Genomic DNA, 20,998 nt, shown 5'->3' with positions numbered 1-20,998 from the left:
ATCGGTGCGCCGCATTACAGCGCTTCGCGTGTAATGCCGGCTTCGCCGGCCAGCAGCACGTGGCCGGCCTGCGCTTCCGCCACGGCGGCCAGGCTGGCGCGCCCGCCGACCCGGTGGATGCGGAACGTCTTGCCGCCGTCGCCGGACAGCACCACCGCGCCGCCCTGCCCCACCAGCACCACGCGCCCATCCTTCAATTGCGCGCCGCCGAAATACGATGTGGGCAGGCCGGTGTCCACAGCGGCCCAGGTGGAACCGAAGTCCGCACTGCGGAACACGTGGCCGCGCATGCCGAACACCAGCCAGGCGCCATCCTTCAGCGCCAACCCGCCAAACAGCGAGCCTTTATAGGGCAAGGCCAGCGCTTCCCACGTCGCGCCGCCATCGTTCGAGCGCTGCAACATGCCCGCCTCGCCGACGAGCAGCATGGCGTTGCCGCTGCTGCGCACCAGCGCATTGGCATGGCCATCGGCAATCGCGGGCGGCGTGGCGGCGGGCTGCCACTGGGCGCCGCCATCTTTCGAGACCAGGAAACGGCCGAAACTGCCGGCGGCCATGGCGCTGCCGTCACTGCGCAGCGCCACATCGAGTAGCGGATCGGTGTTGGCGGCGTCAAACCGCCATTTTTGCCAATGTTCGCCGCCGTCCCCGGTGCGCAGCACCACGCCATCATGGCCAACCGCGAGGCCGCGCTTCTCATCGCTGAAGCTGACCTGGGTCAGGGTGGAACCGGGCTGTCCCGCGACCTTGGCATCGCGCCACTGGACGCCGCCATCATCGGAATACAGGATGTGGCCGGCCTCGCCCACCGCCACCACGCGCCGGCCTGCCAGCGCCAGCGCATTGATGTGCAGGCGGTCGGCCCGCACTTCGGTGGCGGCAAAGACGGGATGGGGGCGGAAGGCGAACGCATAGACCGCGCCGGCCGCCACCGCGACGGACAGCGCCAGGCTGGCGTATCGCAACGGCTGTACATGCAGAGAATTCAGCATTGTTGTCTCCTTTGCAGCTCTGCGGCTGCGGTTTTCATGGGACCAGTACACCGCGTATCACGCCGCGCAGCATCGTCAACTTGGACTAGGCGGCGCATGCATGGTGGCTTCCGCTGCGCGGAAACCACCCTACGGGTTTTGTTACAACACTTCAAACAACGCCGCTGCCCCCATGCCGCCGCCGATGCACATCGTTACCACCACATAACGCACACCCCGGCGTTGGCCCTCCAGCAGCGCATGCCCCACCAGGCGCGAACCGGACATGCCGAACGGGTGGCCCATGGCGATGGCGCCGCCATTGACATTCAGGCGCGCATCGGGAATCCCCAGCTGGTCGCGGCAATACAACACCTGGCTGGCAAAGGCTTCATTCAGCTCCCACAGGCCGATATCGGCCACCGTCATGCCGTGGCGCTTCAACAGCTTGGGAATCGCGTAGACAGGGCCGATGCCCATTTCGTCCGATGCGCAGCCCGCCACCGCCATGCCCCGGTAGACGCCCAGCGGCGCCAGCCCCCGTGCGCGGGCCAGCGCGGCGCTGGTCAGCACGCAGGCCGATGCGCCATCGGCCAGTTGCGAGGCATTGCCGGCTGTGATGAACTCCCCCCGCGGCACCCATTGCCCGCCCTGCCACACGGGTCTCAAAGCCGCCAGCGACGCGCAATCGGTGGCGCTGCGCGCGCACTCGTCGCGCACCAGGGTCATGACTTCGCTGCCATTCGGGTTGCCTTCGCGGTCGAACAGCTGGTGCACGCTGGCCATTGGCACGATTTCCGCATCAAACAGGCCGGCGCGCTGGGCGCTGGCAACGCGCTGCTGGCTTTGCAGCGCATAGTCGTCCTGCGCGGCGCGGCTGACGCCATAGCGGCGGGCGACGATTTCCGCCGTCTCGATCATCGGGATGTAGGCCGCCGGGTCATGCGCCAGCACGGCCTGCGCCTGGTTGCGGAAGGTGTTTTTATGCTTGTTTTGCGTCAGCGAGATCGATTCCACGCCGCCCGCCACGGCAATCTCGATTTCACCGCACATGATGGATTTCGCCGCGCCGGCGATCGCCATCAGGCCCGATGAACACATGCGGTCCAGCGCCATGCCCGGCACGCTGGACGGCAAGCCCGCCGCCAGGGCGCTCAAACGGCCAATGTTGTAGCCCTGCGTGCCCTGCTGCGCCGCGGCGCCCATCAGCACATCTTCCACTTCATGGGCGGCGATGTCCGGCACTTTCGCCAGCGCCGCGCGGATCACGTGGCCACCGAGCGCGGGGGCTTCCGTATCGTTGAATGCGCCACGGTATGCCTTGCCGATCGGCGTGCGGGCGGTTGAAACGATGACTGCTTCCTGCATGGTGAACTCCCTGATTGTCGATTTCTAAAAGTAATAGCGGCTGATCGCATCGGCCACGCACGCGGGCTTTGGTTGCCCCTCGATTTCCAGGGTGACCCGGATCGTGGCCTGCACCCCGTTGTTGGCAAGGGCTTCGGCATGCACCAGTTGGCACACGCCACGCACACGGCTGCCCACTCGCAGCGGCGCGGGGAAGCGCACCCGCTCGCAGCCATAATTGACGCCCATCGTCATGCCTTCGACCGTCAGCACCTGCGGCAAAAACAGGTTCACCAGCGATAAGGTCAGGTAACCGTGCGCCACGCAGGCGCCAAACGGGCCCTCGGCCGCACGCACCGGATCGATGTGGATCCACTGGTGGTCGCCGGTCGCTTCGGCAAATAAATCAATGCGGCGCTGCTCCACCGCCAGCCACGGGCTGGCGCCCAGTTCGCGGCCGATGCCGGACAGGAAGTCCGCGCTGCCGCGCAGTGTCGTCGCCATATCCCCTCCTACGCGTGCTGGCTGCTGGTGGACAGCACTTCGCCCACCATGTACGAGGCGTAGTCGCTGGCCAGGAACATCATCACGTTGGCCACTTCCCACACTTCGGCCGCGCGCCCGAAGGCTTCGCGCGACGCCAGGTGGTCCAGCAAATCCTGGGGCGCGGCCTTGCGCAGGAAGTCGTGCAGCGCAATGCTGGGCGCGACCGCATTGATGCGCACCCCGAATTCCGCCGCTTCCAGCGCGCTGCAGCGCGTCAGCGCCATCACACCGGCCTTGGCGGCCGCGTAATGCGCTTGCTCTTTTTGCGCGCGCCAGCCCAGCACCGACGCGTTATTGACAATCACGCCCTTGCCGCGCTGCTGCATGGCGGGCAGCATGGCGCGCGTCATGCGGAACGTCCCGGTCAGGGTAATGTCCAGCACGCGGTTCCATTCCGCGTCCGACATATCGACCACGCGGCGGCTGCCACCCAGGCCCGCGTTATTGATCAACACATCGACGCCGTGCAAGCGCTCTTCGGCTTTGGCAACCAGCGCCCGCACCTGCTCTTCCTGCGTCACGTCGCACAGCTGGCCGTAAATCTCTTGCAGGCCGGTTTCTTCACGCAGCTGCGCCACGGCGGTTTCCAGCCGCTGGGCATGGATATCGGAAATCATCAGCGCGCGGCAACCCTCTTCGGCAGCGCGGCGCGCCGCTGAAAAACCGATGCCGCCGCCGGCGGCGGCCGTGATCAGCACGGATTTTCCGGCCAGCAGGCCGTGGCCTTTGACATAGTCTGGAATTACAGGTTTCATGCGTTGCCCCTTGGTTCTTTCGGCATGCCGAGGCCACGCTCGGCAATGATGTTGAGTTGGATTTCATTGGAACCGGCGTAAATCGTGTCGGCGCGGCTGAACAGGAACAGGCTTTGCAGGCGCTGGCGGCGTGCTTCGCCGGCATCGAAGACGTTGCCCTCTGCCCCCAGCACATCCATCGCCAGTTCACCGAGGTCGCGGTGCCAGTTGGACCAGTGATACTTGTAGATCAGCGATTCCGGCGCCAGTTGGCCACGGTCGGCGCCGGACAACATGCGCAGCGCATTGCAGCGCATCGTGCGCAAACCGATCCACGCGCGGGCAATGCGGTCGCGCACCGCGCGGTCGTCCCAGCTGCCGTTGTCGCGCGCGGCGGCCATCACCAGTTCCAGTTCATGCAGGAATTGCATTTGCTGGCCCAGTGTCGACAGCCCCCGTTCAAAGCCGAGCAGCGCCATCGAGACTTGCCAGCCGTCGCCCGGCTTGCCCACCACGTCGCACGCCCTGGCGCGGGCGCCATCGAAGAACACTTCATTGAATTCCGCGCTGCCGCTGATCTGGCGGATCGGACGGATCTCGATGCCCGGCTGGTCCAGCGGCATCAGCAGGAAGATCAACCCTTTGCCGCCGCGCGAACCGGGTTCGCAGCGCGCGACAACGAAAATCCATTGCGATTCGTGGGCCAGCGAGGTCCAGACCTTCTGGCCGGTGACGATCCAGTCGCCGGTCGCCTCATCGAGCACGGCGCGGGTTTGCACATTGGCCAGGTCGGAACCCGCGTTCGGTTCCGAATAGCCCTGGCACCACAGCGTGGTGCCCGCCACGATGCCGGGCAGGTGGCGCTGTTGCTGGTCTGCCGTGCCCAATGCGATCAGGGTGGGACCAATCAAGCCTTCGCCGATATGGCCGACCCGGCCCGGCCCGCCGGCACGCGCATACCGTTCATGGTGGGCCACCTGTTCGGACAAGCTCAGTCCCGCGCCGCCATGTTCCCTCGGCCAGCCAGGGCACGTCCAACCCGCGGCGGCCATGGCGCGCTCCCAGTGCTTGCGCTGTTCCGGGAACGCATCTTCATCGCCCGGGCCGCCCCGGTGGCGCAGTTCGGCGAACCGGCTGGACAGTTGCGCTTCCAGCCACTGTTCGAATTCGCCGGGCGGCGCATCGTTGCATGGCGGGTGCGCCGCGCCATCGGCCAGCGCCTGCGCCACCTGTTGCAGGCAATCGCCGTCACTGCCAAACCAACTGCGCGCGGCCTGCGCCCGCTTGAAATACAGGTGCGGATCGTATTCCCACGTAAAACCCACGCCACCATGCAGTTGGATGGCTTCCTGGGCGCAAAAGAACAACGCGTGGTTGGCGGCGTACTTGGCGCAGGCGACGTCGGTTTCCAGCCCCGCGGTGTCCTGGCCTTCCGTTCCTGATCCGCCACTATCGGCCCGCAGCGCGGCGCCATAGACCATCGAAGCCGCCGATTCCAGCCCCACCATCATCTGCGCGCAGCGGTGCTTGACGGCCTGGAACGAGGCGATGCTGCGGCCAAACTGCACCCTTTCCCCGATATATGCCAGCGTCAGTTCCAGGCACTGGCGAGCGGCCCCCACCTGCTCGGCCGCCAGTGCCAGCGCCGCCAGGGTGGTGGTGTGGCGCAAGCCGGCCTGCAAGGCTTCGCCCGCCGCCAGCCACGCATCCGCTGCAACATGCATGTTCGTTAATTGCAAAGTAGCGATAGCGCGGGTCATGTCCATGGTGCGCAGCGGCGTGATCTTCATGCCCGGCGTATCGGCACGGACAGCGAACAAGGCAACACCGCCATCGCCGGTACGGGCCGGAACCAGCAGCAAGTCCGCCTGCGCCCCGCCCATCACCTGGGCCACCTCGCCGTTCAGCGCATAGCCGTGTGTAGTGCGCTGCGCCGTGACCGTGCAATGCGCGGCGTCCCAGCGCGCCAGCCGGGGCAAGGCCAGCGCCGCCGTGATGTCGCCCGACACCAATGGTTCCAGCCATTGCCGGCCCGCCTGCGGCGCGCCATATTGCAGCGCATCGGCCGCCAGGCAGGCGCTGGCGAAGTACGGCACGGCAGGCAAGCGGCGGCCCATCTGTTCCATCAGCAGCGCACGCTCCATCTGCCCCATGCCCATCCCGCCACAGTGTTCCGGCACGGTCAAGGCGCACCAGCCCAGCGCCGTGCCCATTTCCCGCCACAAGCCGGCATCGTGAGCCGCCCCGCCAACGGGGCCGGCACTTGCGCCGCCGGCCGCGCATGCTTTTTCCAGCACGGCGCGCAATGCCCCGGAATCACAGCGTTCCGCCAGGAAGGCGGCCGCCGCGTCCCGTATCATTTGCTGTTCTTCGTTGAGCGTGAAGTCCATGCTGGCCTCACCCGCCGTATACAGGCTGCGCGGCGCGGCCCTGCGCCAGCAATTGCACCACCGCGTCGCCCACTTCGTGCGGCAGCCAGCGCGCCCCCTTGTCGCGCGCCGGGCCCGCTTGCCAGCCTTCAGCCAGCGAAATCTTCCCGCCCGCCACTTCAAAGGTGCGGCCCGTCACCGGCGCCGATTCCGCGCTGGCCAGCCACACCACGATGGGCGCCACATTGGCCGGATCGTAAAAGTCAAACCCGCCATGGTCCGGCGCCTTCATCATGGCGGCAAACACGTCTTCCGTCATGCCGGTGCGCGCGGCCGGCGCCAGGCAATTGGCCGTCACGCCATAGCGCGCCAGTTCCACCGCCTGCACCAGGGTCAGCGCGGCAATGCCCGCCTTGGCCGCCGCGTAATTCGACTGCCCCACGGAACCGGCCAGGCCCGCGCCGGAACTGGTGTTGATGATGCGCCCCGCCACCGGCGCGCCGGCTTTCGAAGCGTCGCGCCAGCGGCGCGCCAGCACATTGGCCAGGCAAAAGTGGCCTTTCAAATGCACCCGCATCACATCATCCCAGTCGGCCTCGCCCATGCTGGCAAACATGCGGTCGCGGCAAATGCCGGCGTTGTTGACCAGCGCATGCACTTCGCCGTACGCCGCCACACCAGCCGCCACGATGCTTTCCGCACCCGCCATGCTGGTGATGTCGCCGCCGTTGGCCAGCGCCTGGCCGCCCGCGGCCACGATCTCGTCCGCCACCGCTTGCGCCGCGTCCAGACGGATATCGTTGACCACCACGGTGGCGCCGGACTGCGCCAGCGCCAGCGCATATGCGCGTCCCAGTCCACCACCCGCTCCCGTCACGATGACGGTCCTGCCATTACAGATTTTCATGATGCCGCCCTCACATTCGTTCGATAATCGTCACGTTGGCCAAGCCGCCACCTTCGCACATGGTTTGCAGGCCAAAACGGCCTTCACTGCGCTCCAGTTCATGCAGCAAGGTCGTGGCCAGGCGCGCGCCGGTCGCCCCCAGCGGGTGCCCCAGCGCAATCGCGCCGCCATTGACGTTGGTGCGTTCGTGCGGATAGCCGGTTTCCTTCAGCCAGGCTTGCGCCACGCTGGCAAACGCTTCATTGATTTCCACCAGGTCGATGTCGCTCCAGCGCATGCCGCTGCGCTGCAGCGCTTTCTTGCTGGCGGCGATCGGGGCGGTCAGCATCCAGACCGGGTCGTCGCCCATCACGGAGATATGGTGGATGCGGGCGCGCGGCGTCAGGTTGTAGCGTTTCAGCGCTTCCTCCGACACCACCAGCAGCGCGGCGGCGGCGTCGCACGTCTGGCTGGCCACGCCGGCCGTCAGCCAGCTGCCTGTGCCCAGAGGCTCCAGTTCCGCCATCTTTGCCAGCGACGTGTTGCGCGGCGTTTCATCGTGCGCCAGCCCGGCGCACGGCACGATTTCACGCGCAAAGCGTCCCTCGGCGGCCGCCCGCAGCGCGCGCCGGTGGCTTTCCAGCGCATACGCTTCCATCTCCGCACGGCTGCAATCCCAGCGCTCGGCGATCATTTGCGCCGCATGGAATTGCGACACCGGTTGGTTGCCGAAGCGCGCCTGCCAGCCGGTGCTGCCGGAAAACGGGTCCGCAAAGCCCAGCGGCTGGCCCGCCAGCATGGCCGACGAAATCGGAATGCTGCTCATGGTTTGCACACCGCCCGCCACCACCACGTGCTGGGTGCCGCTCATCACCGCTTGCGCGGCAAAGTGCAGCGCCTGCTGCGACGAGCCGCACTGGCGGTCCACCGTCACGCCCGGCACGCACAAAGGCAGCCCCGCAGCAAGCCAGCTGGAACGGGCGATATTGCCGGCCAGCGGGCCGATGGTGTCGACGCAGCCAAACACCACGTCGTCATAGTCTTCCGCCGGTATAGCGTTGCGTTCCACCAGCGCCTTCAATACAAAGCCGCCCAGGTCCGCCGCGTGCAGGTGCGCCAGGCTGCCGCGCCGCTTGCCCACCGGCGTGCGCAGCGCATCGACGATATAGGCTTCGCTCCGTTTCATCATGATTCCTCCGTGAAGGTGCTGCCCGGTCCCAACGCCGCGCCATCGCGCAGCACATGGGCGCGGACACGCGCCAGGTGCAGGCTGCGGTCGCCCCACGCGGCATCGAGCGCCCAGGCCATCTTCATAAATATCTGCAAGTCCATTTCCCACGTGTAGCCCATTGCGCCATGCACCTGCATGGCGTTGCGGGCCGCCAGCAGCGCCGCTTCGCTGGCCGCCACCTTGGCGTGCGACACGTGCACCGCGCATTCACTGGCGCCATGCGCCAGCGCGTGGGCGGCGCGGAACACCACCGGCCCCGCGAATTCCAGCTTGACCGCGACATCGGCCAGGTGGTGCTTGAGCGCCTGGTTGACGCCGATCGGTTTGCCGAACTGCTTGCGCTGCGCCGAGTAATCAATGGCCAAGTCCAGCATGCGCTGGGCCAGTCCCAGCAATTGCGCGCTGGCGGCCAGCGCGCCGCGCAGGAACGCCTGTTGCATCAGGTCGTGCGCCTGTTCGGCGATGCAATATTGCGGTTCGCTGTCCCATTGCACGGTGAACAGACGGCGCGACGGATCGATGCTGGCTTGCGCCGTCATGGCGATACGGCTCGACGGCACGGCAAACAGGCGGCCATCGCGCTCGAGCAACACCAGGTTGGCCTGGTCGGCATCGGCCACCAGCGGGCTGTGCGCATGGCCCAGCGCCACCCGCACGCTGCCATCGGCAATGCCCGCCAGGGTGCGGTCGCGCAATTCTCCTGGCGGCAGTTGCGCCAGCAAGCCGGCCGCCACCCACGATGACTCCAGCAGCGGCGCCGGCAAGCCGTGGTAGCCGCATTCCCGCGCCAGCAAGACCCAGTCCACGTCCGACATGCCCATGCCACCGTGTTCCAGCGGCACCGACAAGCCCGTCAAGCCCTGCTCCGCCAGTTGCCGCCACAAATCCTGCGAACGGCCGCCGGGGCGGTTCCACAGTTCGCGGATCAGCTCCGGCGATACTTCATTGACCAGGAAGCGGCGCACCGTATCGGCCAGCAAGACCTGGTCATCTGCAAAGGTAAAATCCATCATCATCTCCAGTAAGGGCGCACCTCAGCCGCGCGGCATGCCCAGCATGCGTTCGGCCACGATGTTGCGCTGGATTTCATTGGTGCCCGCATAGATCGGGCCGGACTGCGCAAACATGTAGCCTTCCAGCCAGCGCCCGTGTTCCAGCGCCAGCGGCGCGCCGGCCGTCAATTCGGCCAGCGGACCGGCCAGGCGCTGCGCGGTTTCATGCAGGCGGATATCCAGTTCAGACCAGAACACTTTGTTGGTCGACGACTCGGGGCCGATATGGCCGCCCTTTTCCAGCCGGCTGGCAGTGGCATAGGTCGACAACGCGTACGCTTCCGCATCCATCCAGCCGCGCGCCACGTCTTCGGCCAGGGCGCCGTCAGGCATGCCCGCCGCGCCGCCTTCACGTTCGCGGTACAGCGCCGCCAGCGCCCGCGCGGTTTCCTGGAAGCGTGCCGGGGAGCGCAGCATCAGGCCCCGTTCAAAACCGGCCGTCGCCATCGCCACTTGCCAGCCCGCGCCTTCCTGGCCCAGGCGGTTGGCGACGGGAATGCGCACATCGTCAAAGAAGATTTCCGCGAAGCCGGTCTGGCCATTCAACTGGCGGATCGGGCGCACCGTGATGCCGGGCGCGTCGAGTGGCGTCAGCAGGAACGACAGGCCATGGTGGCGGCTCGATTCCGGATCGGTGCGGAACAGGCTAAACGCGCAATCGGCCCACACGGCGCGGGTCGACCAGATTTTCTGGCCATTGACGACGTAATGGTCGCCGTCGAGCCGCGCGCCGCAGCGGATCGCCGCCATGTCGGAACCGGCATTCGGCTCCGACCAGGCCTGGGCCCAGATATCGTCGCCGGAGGCGATGCGCGGCAGGAAGCGGGCCTGCTGCTCCGGCGTGCCCACGTCCATCAGGGTCGGGCCCAGCAGGAACACGCCATTCTGGTTGACGCGCAAGGGCGCGCCCGCGCGCCAGTATTCTTCCTCGAAGATCAGCCACTCGATCAGGCTGCAGCCGCGTCCACCCAGTTCGCGCGGCCACGTCACCATGCTCCAGCGGCCCGAATACAGGGTACGTTCCCACGCGCGGTGTTCGGCAAAGCCTTCCTCGGTATCGAAGCTTTTCAGTGGCTTCGATGGCGCGTGTTCGGCCAGCCAGGCGCGGATCTCGGCGCGGAATGCGCGTTCGGCATCGGTGTAGCGCAAGTCCATGATCAGCCTCCGCTGGCAAATTGGGCGTCGCGTTTTTCCACGAACGCCGCGCGCGCTTCATCGGAATCCGCACTCATATACGCCTGCAAGGTAAAACCCTGTTCCCAGCGGTATTTGTCTTCCAGGTTGCCGTCTTCCACGCCATTCAGCGATTCCTTGGCCAGGCGCAGCATGGCGGGACTCTTCGCGGCAATGCTGCGCGCGATATCGAGCGCGGCTTCGCGCAAGTCGGCCAGCGGGACCACCCGCTCGATGGAACCCAGGCGGTACGCTTCGTGCGCCGTGATCATGTCGCCGGTGAAGTACATGTGGCGTACCTTTTGCACCGGGAACAGGCGCTGCAAATGCGCGCCGCCGCCCATCGCGCCCCGGTCGATTTCCGGCACGCCAAAGCGCGCGCATTCGGACGCCACCACGATGTCGGCCGCGCCGGACAGGCCGATGCCGCCACCCAGCACATAGCCGTGCAGCGCGACGATGACAGGCTTGGGGTTGCGGTGCACGGCGCGGAACGACGCGTAATTGCCCGCATTGACGGCGACGATGCGTTCCGGATGCGCGGCCAGTTCCTTGATGTCGACACCGGCGCAAAAGCCCCGGCCCGCGCCGCGCAGCACGATCACGCGCACGTCGTCGTTGCCGCCCAGGGCGTCGAGGGTATCGGCCAGTTGCCGCCAGCCCGCGCAGTCGAGCGCATTGACGGGCGGCCGGTCGATCACCAGTTCGGCAATGCCGCCGGCGATCGTGATGTGGAATGGATGATTCATGCGGTATGCCTCCCGTTCAGATTGGGGATAGGGTTGACGTTCGTGGTAAAGCAGCTGGACAGGCGCAGTTCGGCATCCGCCGCAATGCGCTCGATCAGCGTGGCGCACGATTCCAGGCTGCCGATGGCGGCGGCGGCCTGGCCGCTGGGCAGCACGCCTTCATCGGGCAGGCCATCGACCATCGCACGCTGGATCAGCACCGGCGCGTTGGCCGCCATCAACGTTTGCGCGGCGCTCATGCCATCGCCTTTCAACGCCTGGGCGGCCGTGCGCAGCATCGCGCCCCAGCCCATGCCGGTGTGCCGGCGCCAGCGCTGCGCCGTGGCCAGCGCCAGCAGCACGCGGCGCAGCGCGCCGGCCCGCTCCAGGTGGGTCAGATACGGGTTATCGATCATCCGCTGCGGCAAGCCATCGATGGCCAGCGAGACGCGGATGGCGGACGGATCGCGCACCGCCACGTATTGCGCCAAGGTGGCGGCGGGGACCGGAGAATCGGTCGTCATCAGGAAGCGCGTGCCCATCGCGATACCGGCCGCGCCATACGCCAGCGCGGCCGCCAGGCCACGGCCGTCATAAAAGCCGCCCGCAGCCACCACCGGCACCTGCACCGCGTCGAGCACTTGCGGCAGCAGCAGGGTTGTCGGCACGGAACCCGTATGGCCGCCGCCCTCGCCGCCTTGCACGGTGACGATGTCCGCACCCAGTTCAATCGCCTTTTGCGCGTGCTTGACCGCGCCGACAGTCGGCATGCACAGCACACCGGCATCTTTCAGGCGGCCGATGGCGCGCTTGTCCGGCCCACGGCCATAACTGACGGCGCGCAGTTGATATTTGATCGCGAGGTTGATGGCCTCTTGCGCATTGGGCTGGAACATGTGGAAATTCAAGCCGAATGGCGCATCGGTCAGCGCTTTCACGCGCAGGATTTCCGCTTCCAGCCGGTCCGGTTCGATGGTGGCGCCGGCCAGGAAACCGAAGCCGCCCGCGTTGCCGGTGGCGGCCACCAATTTCGCATCGGCCACCCAGCCCATGGCGGTTTGCACGATCGGATAGCGGCAGCCCAGCATGCGGCACAGCACCGTATCGAGCGGCCCGCTTTTCACCTCGTTTTTCAACTCGTTCTTCATTGTTCACCTCCGCGCTGGGAGGTCGCCATGCTGCGCGCGTCATAGCCGCCCAGCTTGTCGCCGGACACCAGTTCATTGTGGACATGCGCGAAGTGATGCCAGCCAAACGCCGCTTCCATGGCGGCGCGCTTGCCCTGCAATTCCTCGGCGTGGTTGACGGCCTGCTTGGCCAGCGCGAGGCCCATGCGGGGCATGGCCGCGATGCGCCGCGCGATGTCGTAAGTCGCCTGTTCCAGCCCGGTGGACGCCACCACGCGGTTCACCATGCCCAGTTCATGGGCGCGGGTCGCTCCCATGCGTTCACCGAGGAACAGGAATTCCTTGGCGATGCGGGGGTGCATTTCAAAGGGATGGGCAAAGTATTCAACGCCGGGTATCCCCATGCGCACCACCGGGTCGCTGAAGAAGGCGTCGTCCGATGCGATGATCAGGTCGCACACCCAGGCCAGCATCAAGCCGCCCGCCACGCAGGCGCCCTGCACCATGGCGATGGTCGGCTTGGGCAGATCGCGCCAGCGGCGGCACATGCCCAGGTAGACTTCCTGTTCGCGGGCATACAGGAATTCCCCGCCCGGCTTGTTTACGTGGTCATACCAGCCGGAGACGCGGTCGAACGACTTGTTGATGTCGCGGCCCGGCGTGCCGATATCGTGGCCGGCCGAGAAATGCCGGCCCGCGCCGCGCAGCACGATGACCTTGACCGTATCATCGCCGACCGCGCGCTGGAAGGCCGCGTCGAGCGCGTATGTCATTTGCGAATTTTGCGCGTTGTGGAATTGCGGGCGGTTCAGAGTGACCGTGGCAACGCCGTCCGCCACCGCGTACAGGACCGGTTCGCCCGTCTCATACACGGACGTGTCTTCGCGCTCGATGAACTGGCTGTCGGTTGCGGCATTCATGACAGCACCGTGGCACGCAGGTTGTGGGGATCGAGCTGCGCGATCAACGCCAGTTCGTCAGCCGTAGGCGCGGCGGTTTCCGGAAGTGAATCCTCGCCATGCAGCGGAAAACCGGTGGCGTCCCGCACTTGCTGCGCCGTCACGCCGGGATGCAGCGAGACAATGCGCAACTGGTGCTGTGGGCCGCCGAAGTCCATCACGCACAGGTTGGTGATGACGTAGCGCAGCGCGATATCGTCCAGCTGGTAGCCGCGCGGCAGGCGCGCCGGGTTGTAGCCGATCGACGCCACCATATCGACCTCGCCTTCGACGAAGACCTTGCGGCTGTGGTTCGGGACGAAGAAGGAATTCGCGTGGCTGATGGAATTGCCGGGAAAACCCCGCACGCCCAGCATTTGCACGGCGGGCTTGCTGTAATCCTTGCCAATCATCGAGATATTGGCCTGGCCGTGGCGGTCGATCTGTGTCGGCGCCACCATCGCGTGGCGGCGGCCGCTCCAGACGTTGTCGAAAATGCGCGCAAAGCCCATCCAGGTTTCGCGCCGCAGCTGGTAATCGCCGCGCGGCCCGAGCGGCGCCGGTTCCGACAGCAGCCACGCTTCGGAATCGGTCATCATCAAGTCCGGGTTGACGGACTTCATGGCCAGCGAGGCGGCCAGGCGCGGCAGCACGCCAATGCCGGTGGCCAGCACTTCGCCGTCGCCCCGCCATGCCCGCGCGGCGGCGCAGGCGATGGTATCGATCAAGGTCGCAGTCATATTGGTCATGGTGGTTTCCTTAAAACACGGGCAAGGCCAGCTTGCGGATGGCGTCGATGCCGCCGACGCGGCGCAGGTATTCCTGCTCGCCGCAGGCGATATAACGTTCGTGGTATTGGCGCCAGCCGTCCGGCTCGCGCGCACCGGCCGCGTACTGCTTGAAATGGGCCGGGTCGAAACCGTACAGCGGCGCGCACGACGTTGGATGGGCGCCGCCCGGCGCATGCACCACGGCTGTCGTCGCGGCGCGTTCCCAGTGCACGTAACGGGCTTCGTCGCCCTGCGCAAAGTACGCGCTGTCCACCAGTTCATCGCACGACACATAGGTATGGCGCGCCGCGCGCGCAAACAGGTCGTCCATGTACAGGTCCGGCCCCTTGACCTGGCACACGCCGCGCACATCGGCGCGGTCCACGTGCAGCAGCGCCGCGTCGAGTTTCAAGGCCGGCATGGCCACCCACTGCTTGTTGTCATAGGGCGAATCGATCACCGCAATGTCCGGGTTATGGCGCAGCACATCGGTGCCCAGTCCCACTGCGGTCGGAATGAACGGGATGCGCATGGCGGCGGCCTTTAAACCCAGCAGCAGCATGCCTTCGTCGATTTCCATGACATCGATGGCGCCCTGCTGGCGCGCGGCCCGGAAATACGGTTCCAGTGGAATGAAGTCCAGCGACACGAAGGCGAAAACCAGTTTTTTCACCTTGCCGGCCGCGCACAGCATGCCGACATCGGCGCCGCCGTAAGCCACCACGGTCAATTCCTTGACCGGAGAGCGCAGCAGTTCGCGCACCAGCGCCATGGGCTTGCGGCGCGGGCCCCAGCCGCCGATCCCGATGGTCATGCCATCCTTCAGCCGTGCCACCACTTCCTGGGCGGTTGTTTGCTTGTCCATGGCCGCCTCCTTATTGGAAACCAATGGAAAAGTCATGGCCCCACAGGCTGACGGCCGTGGCCTCATAGACGCTGTGCCGGTCCCAGTCGACCACCAGGCCGCCGTGGCCATATTCCATGTCGAAGCCGCCCGGGGTTTTCATGTAGAACGACGTCATGCGGTCATTGCAATGGCGGCCCAGGGTGGCGGACATTTTCACGCCATGCTGGCGCACCCGGTCCAGCGCGCGGCCGACTTCATCCATCGACGGCACTTCCACCATCGCATGCACGCAGCCGGACGGCGACGGCATTTCAAAGATGCCGAGGCTGTGGTGGCGGCCATTGGCGCAATGCAGGAAATAGATGCGTTTTTCCGGCTCGGCAGGGTCCGGCGTGAAGCGCATGCGGAAAATATCCGACAGGCCGAAACCCAGCACGTCTTTCAGGAAGGCATATGTGCTGTCGAAGTCCGGCGCCGGCAGCACCACGTGGCCCAGGCCCAGTTCACCGGTCACAAAGCCCGGCACGCCGATCGGCGAGGCAAAGCGGCGGAAATCGGTCTTGACGCCCCAGTACAGTTCATGGCGGTTGCCTGAAGGGTCGGTCACGCACAGCATTTGCTGCACGTGGCGCAGCGCGCAGGTGGCGCCGTCGGCCAGTTCGAACGCGACTTCGCGCTGGCGCAGCATGGCTTGCGCGGCCTGGAAGGCCTGTTCGCTGGCCAGTTCCCAGCCGGAAGCCAGGTAGCGGTCGCGCTCCCCCTTGACGATATGGATCCGGGCGGCCCGTTCATCCATTTTCAGCGCCAGGCCACTATCCGGAGCATCGGTCACCACCATGCCCAGCACCTGCTCGCCGTAATGGCGCCACGCCGCGGTATTGGTGGATTCCGCCACGATATAGCCCAGTCCACGTAGTTCGATCATGTTTGCTCCCCTGTATTTGCTTGGTTCGGTTTTTCTTGCAGCTGGAACCGATTCTGGGCAAAAGCAAAAGAGGCAACATCGTCTGATAAGACTAGCTGTGGCAGGGTAGTCCGCCCAGACGATGCCTGCGCCATGCCACGGCGCGACACTGGGGCGCATACATCACCTTAGGAGACATTGCGATGGCAACCGATACCCCCTTCGACCAGCAGGAATTCCGCAAGGCGCTGGGCGCATTCACCACTGGCGTGACCGTTATTACCGGCGTCGCCAGCGATGGCGCGCCGGTCGGCGTCACCGCCAACAGTTTCAATTCCGTCTCGCTGGACCCGCCGATGGTGCTGTGGAGCCTGGCCAAGAGCTCGCGCAGCCTGGCCGCGTTCACGCAAAGCCCGCATTTCGCGGTCCACATCCTGGCGCTGGACCAGGATGCGCTGTCAAACCGCTTTGCCCGCAGCGGCGCGGACAAGTTCGCGGGCCTCAGCCTGGAACATGGCGCCAGCGGCGTGCCGCTGCTGACCGGCTGCGTGGCCCGCCTGCAATGCCGCACGGCGTTCCAGTACGAAGGGGGCGACCACATCATCTTTGTCGGCGAAGTGATCGCCATGGACCGCCGCGACGCGCCGCCGCTGGTGTTCCAGGCCGGCCGCTATGCGGTGGCCACCGCCAAGACAGCGGCGCAAGCCCTGACCGACGATGCCCAGGATGAAAACGCCAGCTTCAGCGAAAATTTCATGGGCTACCTGCTGGCCCGCGCCCACTTCCAGTTCTACAGCCAATTGCGCAGCCATTTGCAGCAACAGGGCTTGAGCGACTGCGAATACTTCGTGCTGAGCGTGCTGGTGGTGCGCGACGGGCGCAGCATTGCGAATTTCAATGAACGTTTTTCCTATACCGGGCACCAGGTGACGCCGCAACTGATCGCGCGGCTGGAAGTGAAGGGACTGGTGCGCACCGTGGGGCCGGCGGGTCAGCAGCTGTGCTACCTGAGCGAAGCGGGACGGGACCTGACCTTGCGCATTATCGCGGCGGCCAAGGCGCTGGAAGCGGACATGCTGGGCAAGCTGGACGAAACGGATGCGGCGGCGCTGAAAAACCTGTTGAAGCAGTTTATTTTGCATACGGATCCGGGGCTGGCGCATCCGTGGAGTGCCTGATGCCGTGCGTTTAAGTACAACAGACGACGTTGGTGACGCCGAGGAAGAGAGTGAATTAATAAAATTACAACTGTGCGGGTTGACCAAGAAATTTTTGGTTTGGAGACTTTTCGAGAGAATTTGGCGGCTTGATCCAGATTAAAGTCGAGCACGTCTTCACGTGGTGGCAATGCACTCTCAGGAGATTCGCCATGCTCTTTCCCCGTCCGCTTCACCGCTGGCAATGGCTGCTTTCGCTGTTTCTGTTGGTAATCACTCAGGCGCCGTCGGCTGCTCTGGCCACAGAATTTACTCAGGCACATAAACTTTTTTTGGGCAGTACTGCTTACCGCGAAAGTGGCAACGAGGCTGCGCAGGATTTCGCAACGGAATATTGCAAAAATCAATATGTGCGCGATTGCTCCGCCAGCTTCACTGGTGAGGTATGGAGCAGCGCCATGTCCAACTGGTTCTGGAATGCCATGCTGACCTATACGCACACGTCAGGGTCAACCCATTCGGTACCGATTGCCGGCCTCATAACCTACAGTTGCCTTGAAGGATGGACACCCTACGATCTCCCCAATAAATCCAATCGCTGTTCCCGGCCGGACAAACCCGAAGTATCGTGCGAACAGTGCGGCGGCAAGGAGTCGCCACAAGTCGGCAATCCGATCGCCGTCACCGGCGGCATTAAAGTTCAAACCGAACGGGATTACCGCAACGCTTCCGGCACCCTGGAGCTGACGCGCACCTACCGCAGCGACGAGGGCCGCTGGTCACATAACCATCAAGTCACCGGCGTCGATTACCAGGTTGCCGATTTTAAGATGTTGCCCGGCGCGGCAAGCGTCTGTGGCAGGAACACGACTCTGGGCAAGCATGAATGCCTGCCCTACATGGGCAAGGGCACCGCGTACAGCTTCACCTTGCGGCGTGGCGCCGGCCGGCGTGTCGACTTCGGTTCCGCATCAGGCTATCAGGCGCCCAAGGATGTCAATGACCGTGTGATGCCGATGCTGGACGCTGCCGGCGCCCGTGTTGGCACCAGCGTAGCCAATGCCGCCAGACGCACCACGGAAGTATTCGACCTGAATGGCTACTTGTTGTCGAGCACCGACGCCAACGGCCAGGCGACCACGCTGACCTACAGTGACGCATCGACGCCCCTGGCCATCGCACCTTATCCCGGCCTGTTATTGAAGGTACAGGACGCTTTCGGGCAATCGATTGGCTTCGTCTACGACGCGCTTGGCCGCCTGGTCACGCTGACCGACCCGGCGGGCAACGCCACGGCGTACGAATACGATGCGCTGGGCAACTTGCTCAAGGTGACCTACCCGGATGGCAAGAGCAAAACCTACGTCTACAACGAGCTTGCCATGACCGCCAATATCGCCCGCACCAGCCTCCTGACCGGCATCGTTGACGAGAATGGCAGCCGCTTCGCAACGTTTGCCTATACCAGCGAACCAAAGGCCTTGTCGACGGAACATGCGGGTGGCGTGGAGAAATACACGGTGACCTACCCATCCTACGCGGAAACGCTGGTGGTGGACCCCCTGGGTGCGAATTACAAATATGCCTATCTGTCCACGGTTGGCATGGCACGTAACATCGGCACACGCCGGCCCGGCGCCGGTGGAGTTGGGACCGTCACCGCCTCCATCAGCTACGACGCCAACGCGAATATCTCGCTGTATACAGATTTCGATGGCGCCATGATCAGCTATACCTACGACTTGACGCGCAACCTTGAAACCCGGCGGGTGGAAGCGTCCGGCACATCGGCCGCCCGCACCATCAGCACGGAATGGCACGCCACCTTACGCGTACCCCAACGGATCTCGGAACCACTGCGTCGCACCACGTATACGCGCGATGCGGCAGGCAATGTGCTGACCAAGACCGTGCAAGCCACGACTGATGCGAACGGATCGCAAGGTTTCAATGCGACCTTAACCGGCACTGCCCGCACTTGGGCGTATACCTATTCGGCCCTGGGCCAGTTGCTGACGGTGACCGGACCACGGAGCGACGCGACCGACACCACCACGTTTACGTATGAGGAGCACGGCAACCTGTCCACCGCCACCAATGCGCTTGGCCATGTTACGACCCTGTCGAACTACGACGCGCATGGCCGCGTGGGCCGCATGACCGATCCGAACGGCCTCATCACGGATTTCAGCTATACGCCACGCGGCTGGCTGTCGTCCACCACGGTGGGGGGCGCCACCACCAGCTACACCTACGACAATGCGGGGCAGTTGACGAGCGTGACCATGCCCGGCGGCGCCACGCTAATCTACAGCTACGATGCCGCGCACCGCCTGACTGCGATTACCGACAACGGAGGCAATCGCATTCAGTACACGCTCGATGCCATGGGCAACCGCTCCGGTGAACAGGTCAAGGACAGCGGCGGTATGCTGCTGCGCCAGATCGCCCGTGTCTACGATCCGCTGAACCGCCTGCAACAAATCACGGGAGCCCTGCAATGATGCGCCTTCCACTGACCGCGCTGGCGGTGGCCACCAGCCTGTTGGGCACGGCGCAGGCCCAAGTCCAGAACAGCACCACCCACTATGTGTACGACACGATTGGCAACCTGAAGCAGGTGACCGATCCGCTCAACCAGATCACGAAGCATGACTACGATGCGCTGAACCGCCGCATCAAGACCACGGACGCCAAGAACGGCATCACGCAGTTCGGCTATGACGGCCTGGACCAGCTAGCCAAGGTGACCGATGCGCGCAACCTGGTGACGACCTACACAATCGACGGCCTCGGTAACCTGAGCAAAACCATCAGCCCCGATACCGGTGTCACCAGCCGCACCTTTGATGAAGCGGGCAACCTGAAAACCAGTACCGATGCGAAGAACCAGGTCACCACGTACCAGTACGATGCGCTCAACCGTGTCACCTCCGTGGCGTATGGCGATGGCGGCAGCGCGGCCTATGTGTATGACCAGGGGACGAACGGCATCGGACGGCTGACGCAGGTGACGGACATCAGCGGCGAGATGCGGTACGGGTATGACCAGCAAGGCCGCGTGACACAGGAAACCCGCACGGTCGGTGGGCAGGCCTACGTCACTGCATACCGTTATGACGCTGCTGCACGCTTGTCCGGGATGACCTACCCGAGCGGGCGCCGTGTTGATTACGCCCGTGACAGCATGGGCCGCATCGGCTCCGTCAGCACCACCATCGATGGCGTCACGACGGTACTGGCGACCGAGGTGCAATATCAACCGTTCGGCCCATTGAAATCGCTGAACTTCGGCAATGGCCAAACCTACAGCCGCAGCTATGACCTCGATGGCCGCCTGGCCAGCTTCACGCTGAATGGTGTGGTGCAGACAGTAAGCTATGACGCGGCCAGCCGCCTGACGGGCATTGCCGATACGGGCAACGCAAACAACAGCCGCACCTTTGGTTACGACCAGCTGGACCGGCTGACCAGCGAACTGTATCCGAACAGCAGTCGCGCCTACGCCTATGACGCGGTGGGCAACCGCACGCAATCCACGCTGAACGCTGCCGCCACCAATTACTCCTATGCGCCAGCCAGCAACCGCCTGGCGCAGCTGGGCGGCTCCGCGATCGGCATGGACGCCAATGGCAGCATCACCGCCAACGGCGCAGGCAGCCAATTTGGCTACGACGCGCGCGGGCGCATGGTGTCGGCGAATACGGCAATCGGACCGGTCACGTACACGATCAACGCCCTGGGCCAGCGCGTACAAAAAATCACGGCCACGGCCACGACCGTATTCCACTACGACCTGGCTGGAAAACTGATCGCCGAGACCACCGGCGCCGCCAGCACAGAATATGTCTACCTGGATGATGTGCCGGTCGCGGTGCTGAAGTATATGGGGGGCCCGCTCCACGTCAGCGGCTTGGTGCAACTGACGCAGCATGGCGCCACCTACAACCGTGTCACCGGCAAATATGTCGGCAGTGTGGCGGTGACCAACACCAGCGGCGCGGCGCTGGCCGGCCCCCTGCAACTCAAGCTCAGCAACCTGGCCACCGGCCTCTCGCTCGACAACGCAACCGGTACCGATGCAGGGGCGCCGTATGTTACCGTGCCCGGTCCATTGAATGCTGGTGCGGCCATCAGTGTGCCGCTGACCTTCAGCGGTCCGGCCCGTTCCATGGTCATTTACACACCCGTGCTCTATCAAGGCAGCTTCTAAGGAGC

At 65.0% G+C, this 20,998-nt stretch carries 18 protein-coding genes and 1 pseudogene; 3 read left to right on the top strand and 16 right to left on the bottom strand.

Annotation, left to right across the window (positions count from 1 at the left end; all coding sequences use genetic code 11):
• Positions 1-14 precede the first annotated feature (14 nt).
• From AC1RRC_RS04480 to AC1RRC_RS04405, 16 genes and pseudogenes are all read right to left on the bottom strand, one after another.
• Complete coding sequence (locus AC1RRC_RS04480; RefSeq protein ID WP_493054058.1) at positions 15-992, bottom strand: WD40/YVTN/BNR-like repeat-containing protein; 978 nt, start codon at positions 990-992, stop codon at positions 15-17.
• Between the two features lie 141 nt (positions 993-1,133).
• Complete coding sequence (locus tag AC1RRC_RS04475) at positions 1,134-2,339, bottom strand: acetyl-CoA C-acyltransferase (protein ID WP_493054057.1); 1,206 nt, start codon at positions 2,337-2,339, stop codon at positions 1,134-1,136.
• 24 nt (positions 2,340-2,363) lie between these two features.
• Positions 2,364-2,822, bottom strand: a complete 459-nt coding sequence (locus AC1RRC_RS04470; RefSeq protein ID WP_493054056.1) for a MaoC family dehydratase — start codon at positions 2,820-2,822, stop codon at positions 2,364-2,366.
• Positions 2,823-2,830: 8 nt separating this feature from the next.
• Positions 2,831-3,619 carry an SDR family oxidoreductase gene (locus AC1RRC_RS04465; protein WP_493054055.1) on the bottom strand — a complete coding sequence of 263 codons (789 nt, stop codon included), beginning with the start codon at positions 3,617-3,619 and terminating at the stop codon, positions 2,831-2,833.
• Entirely contained in the window at positions 3,616-4,752 is a 1,137-nt protein-coding gene (locus AC1RRC_RS04460; protein ID WP_493054695.1) for an acyl-CoA dehydrogenase family protein, read from the bottom strand. The genes AC1RRC_RS04465 and AC1RRC_RS04460 overlap by 4 nt, the downstream gene beginning before the upstream one ends.
• A 72-nt stretch (positions 4,753-4,824) precedes the next feature.
• A pseudogene (locus AC1RRC_RS04455) lies at positions 4,825-5,988 on the bottom strand (acyl-CoA dehydrogenase family protein); the annotation flags it as partial.
• A 7-nt stretch (positions 5,989-5,995) separates the two neighbouring features.
• A complete protein-coding gene (locus AC1RRC_RS04450) occupies positions 5,996-6,874 on the bottom strand; it encodes an SDR family oxidoreductase (protein WP_493054054.1) in 879 nt (292 codons plus the stop codon).
• Positions 6,875-6,884: 10 nt separating this feature from the next.
• Positions 6,885-8,039, bottom strand: a complete 1,155-nt coding sequence (locus AC1RRC_RS04445) for an acetyl-CoA C-acetyltransferase (protein WP_493054694.1) — start codon at positions 8,037-8,039, stop codon at positions 6,885-6,887.
• Positions 8,039-9,094: an acyl-CoA dehydrogenase family protein gene (locus tag AC1RRC_RS04440; protein WP_493054053.1), complete on the bottom strand. Its 1,056-nt coding sequence runs from the start codon at positions 9,092-9,094 to the stop codon at positions 8,039-8,041. The genes AC1RRC_RS04445 and AC1RRC_RS04440 overlap by 1 nt, the downstream gene beginning before the upstream one ends.
• 24 nt (positions 9,095-9,118) lie before the next feature.
• Positions 9,119-10,291, bottom strand: a complete 1,173-nt coding sequence (locus tag AC1RRC_RS04435; RefSeq protein WP_493054052.1) for an acyl-CoA dehydrogenase family protein — start codon at positions 10,289-10,291, stop codon at positions 9,119-9,121.
• Positions 10,292-10,293: 2 nt separating this feature from the next.
• The gene (locus AC1RRC_RS04430; RefSeq protein ID WP_493054051.1) at positions 10,294-11,058 is read right to left on the bottom strand and encodes an enoyl-CoA hydratase family protein; all 765 of its coding nucleotides are present in this window, start codon (positions 11,056-11,058) and stop codon (positions 10,294-10,296) included.
• Entirely contained in the window at positions 11,055-12,185 is a 1,131-nt protein-coding gene (locus AC1RRC_RS04425; protein ID WP_493054050.1) for an NAD(P)H-dependent flavin oxidoreductase, read from the bottom strand. Before AC1RRC_RS04425 ends, AC1RRC_RS04430 begins: the two co-directional genes overlap by 4 nt.
• Positions 12,182-13,084: an enoyl-CoA hydratase gene (locus AC1RRC_RS04420; RefSeq protein WP_493054049.1), complete on the bottom strand. Its 903-nt coding sequence runs from the start codon at positions 13,082-13,084 to the stop codon at positions 12,182-12,184. Before AC1RRC_RS04420 ends, AC1RRC_RS04425 begins: the two co-directional genes overlap by 4 nt.
• Positions 13,081-13,851 carry a CoA-transferase subunit beta gene (locus tag AC1RRC_RS04415; RefSeq protein WP_493054048.1) on the bottom strand — a complete coding sequence of 257 codons (771 nt, stop codon included), beginning with the start codon at positions 13,849-13,851 and terminating at the stop codon, positions 13,081-13,083. Before AC1RRC_RS04415 ends, AC1RRC_RS04420 begins: the two co-directional genes overlap by 4 nt.
• Positions 13,852-13,861: 10 nt before the next feature.
• Positions 13,862-14,737 carry a CoA transferase subunit A gene (locus AC1RRC_RS04410; protein ID WP_493054047.1) on the bottom strand — a complete coding sequence of 292 codons (876 nt, stop codon included), beginning with the start codon at positions 14,735-14,737 and terminating at the stop codon, positions 13,862-13,864.
• Between the two features lie 10 nt (positions 14,738-14,747).
• Positions 14,748-15,644 carry a VOC family protein gene (locus tag AC1RRC_RS04405; protein ID WP_493054046.1) on the bottom strand — a complete coding sequence of 299 codons (897 nt, stop codon included), beginning with the start codon at positions 15,642-15,644 and terminating at the stop codon, positions 14,748-14,750.
• Between the two features lie 182 nt (positions 15,645-15,826).
• Between AC1RRC_RS04405 and AC1RRC_RS04400 the strand changes: the two genes are divergently transcribed.
• The 3 genes from AC1RRC_RS04400 (at position 15,827) to AC1RRC_RS04390 (ending at position 20,993) form a co-directional block, all read left to right on the top strand.
• Positions 15,827-16,801 carry a flavin reductase gene (locus AC1RRC_RS04400; RefSeq protein ID WP_493054045.1) on the top strand — a complete coding sequence of 325 codons (975 nt, stop codon included), beginning with the start codon at positions 15,827-15,829 and terminating at the stop codon, positions 16,799-16,801.
• A 437-nt stretch (positions 16,802-17,238) separates the two neighbouring features.
• Entirely contained in the window at positions 17,239-19,284 is a 2,046-nt protein-coding gene (locus AC1RRC_RS04395; protein ID WP_493054044.1) for an RHS repeat protein, read from the top strand.
• Positions 19,281-20,993, top strand: coding sequence for a hypothetical protein (locus AC1RRC_RS04390; RefSeq protein WP_493054043.1), 1,713 nt, complete (start codon positions 19,281-19,283; stop codon positions 20,991-20,993). The genes AC1RRC_RS04395 and AC1RRC_RS04390 overlap by 4 nt, the downstream gene beginning before the upstream one ends.
• Positions 20,994-20,998 lie beyond the last annotated feature (5 nt).

This window comes from Pseudoduganella sp. GW821-FHT12E03 (assembly GCF_058807115.1).
The sequence above is the reverse complement of the archived record's forward strand: the minus strand, read 5'-3'. Positions and strand labels throughout refer to the sequence as shown.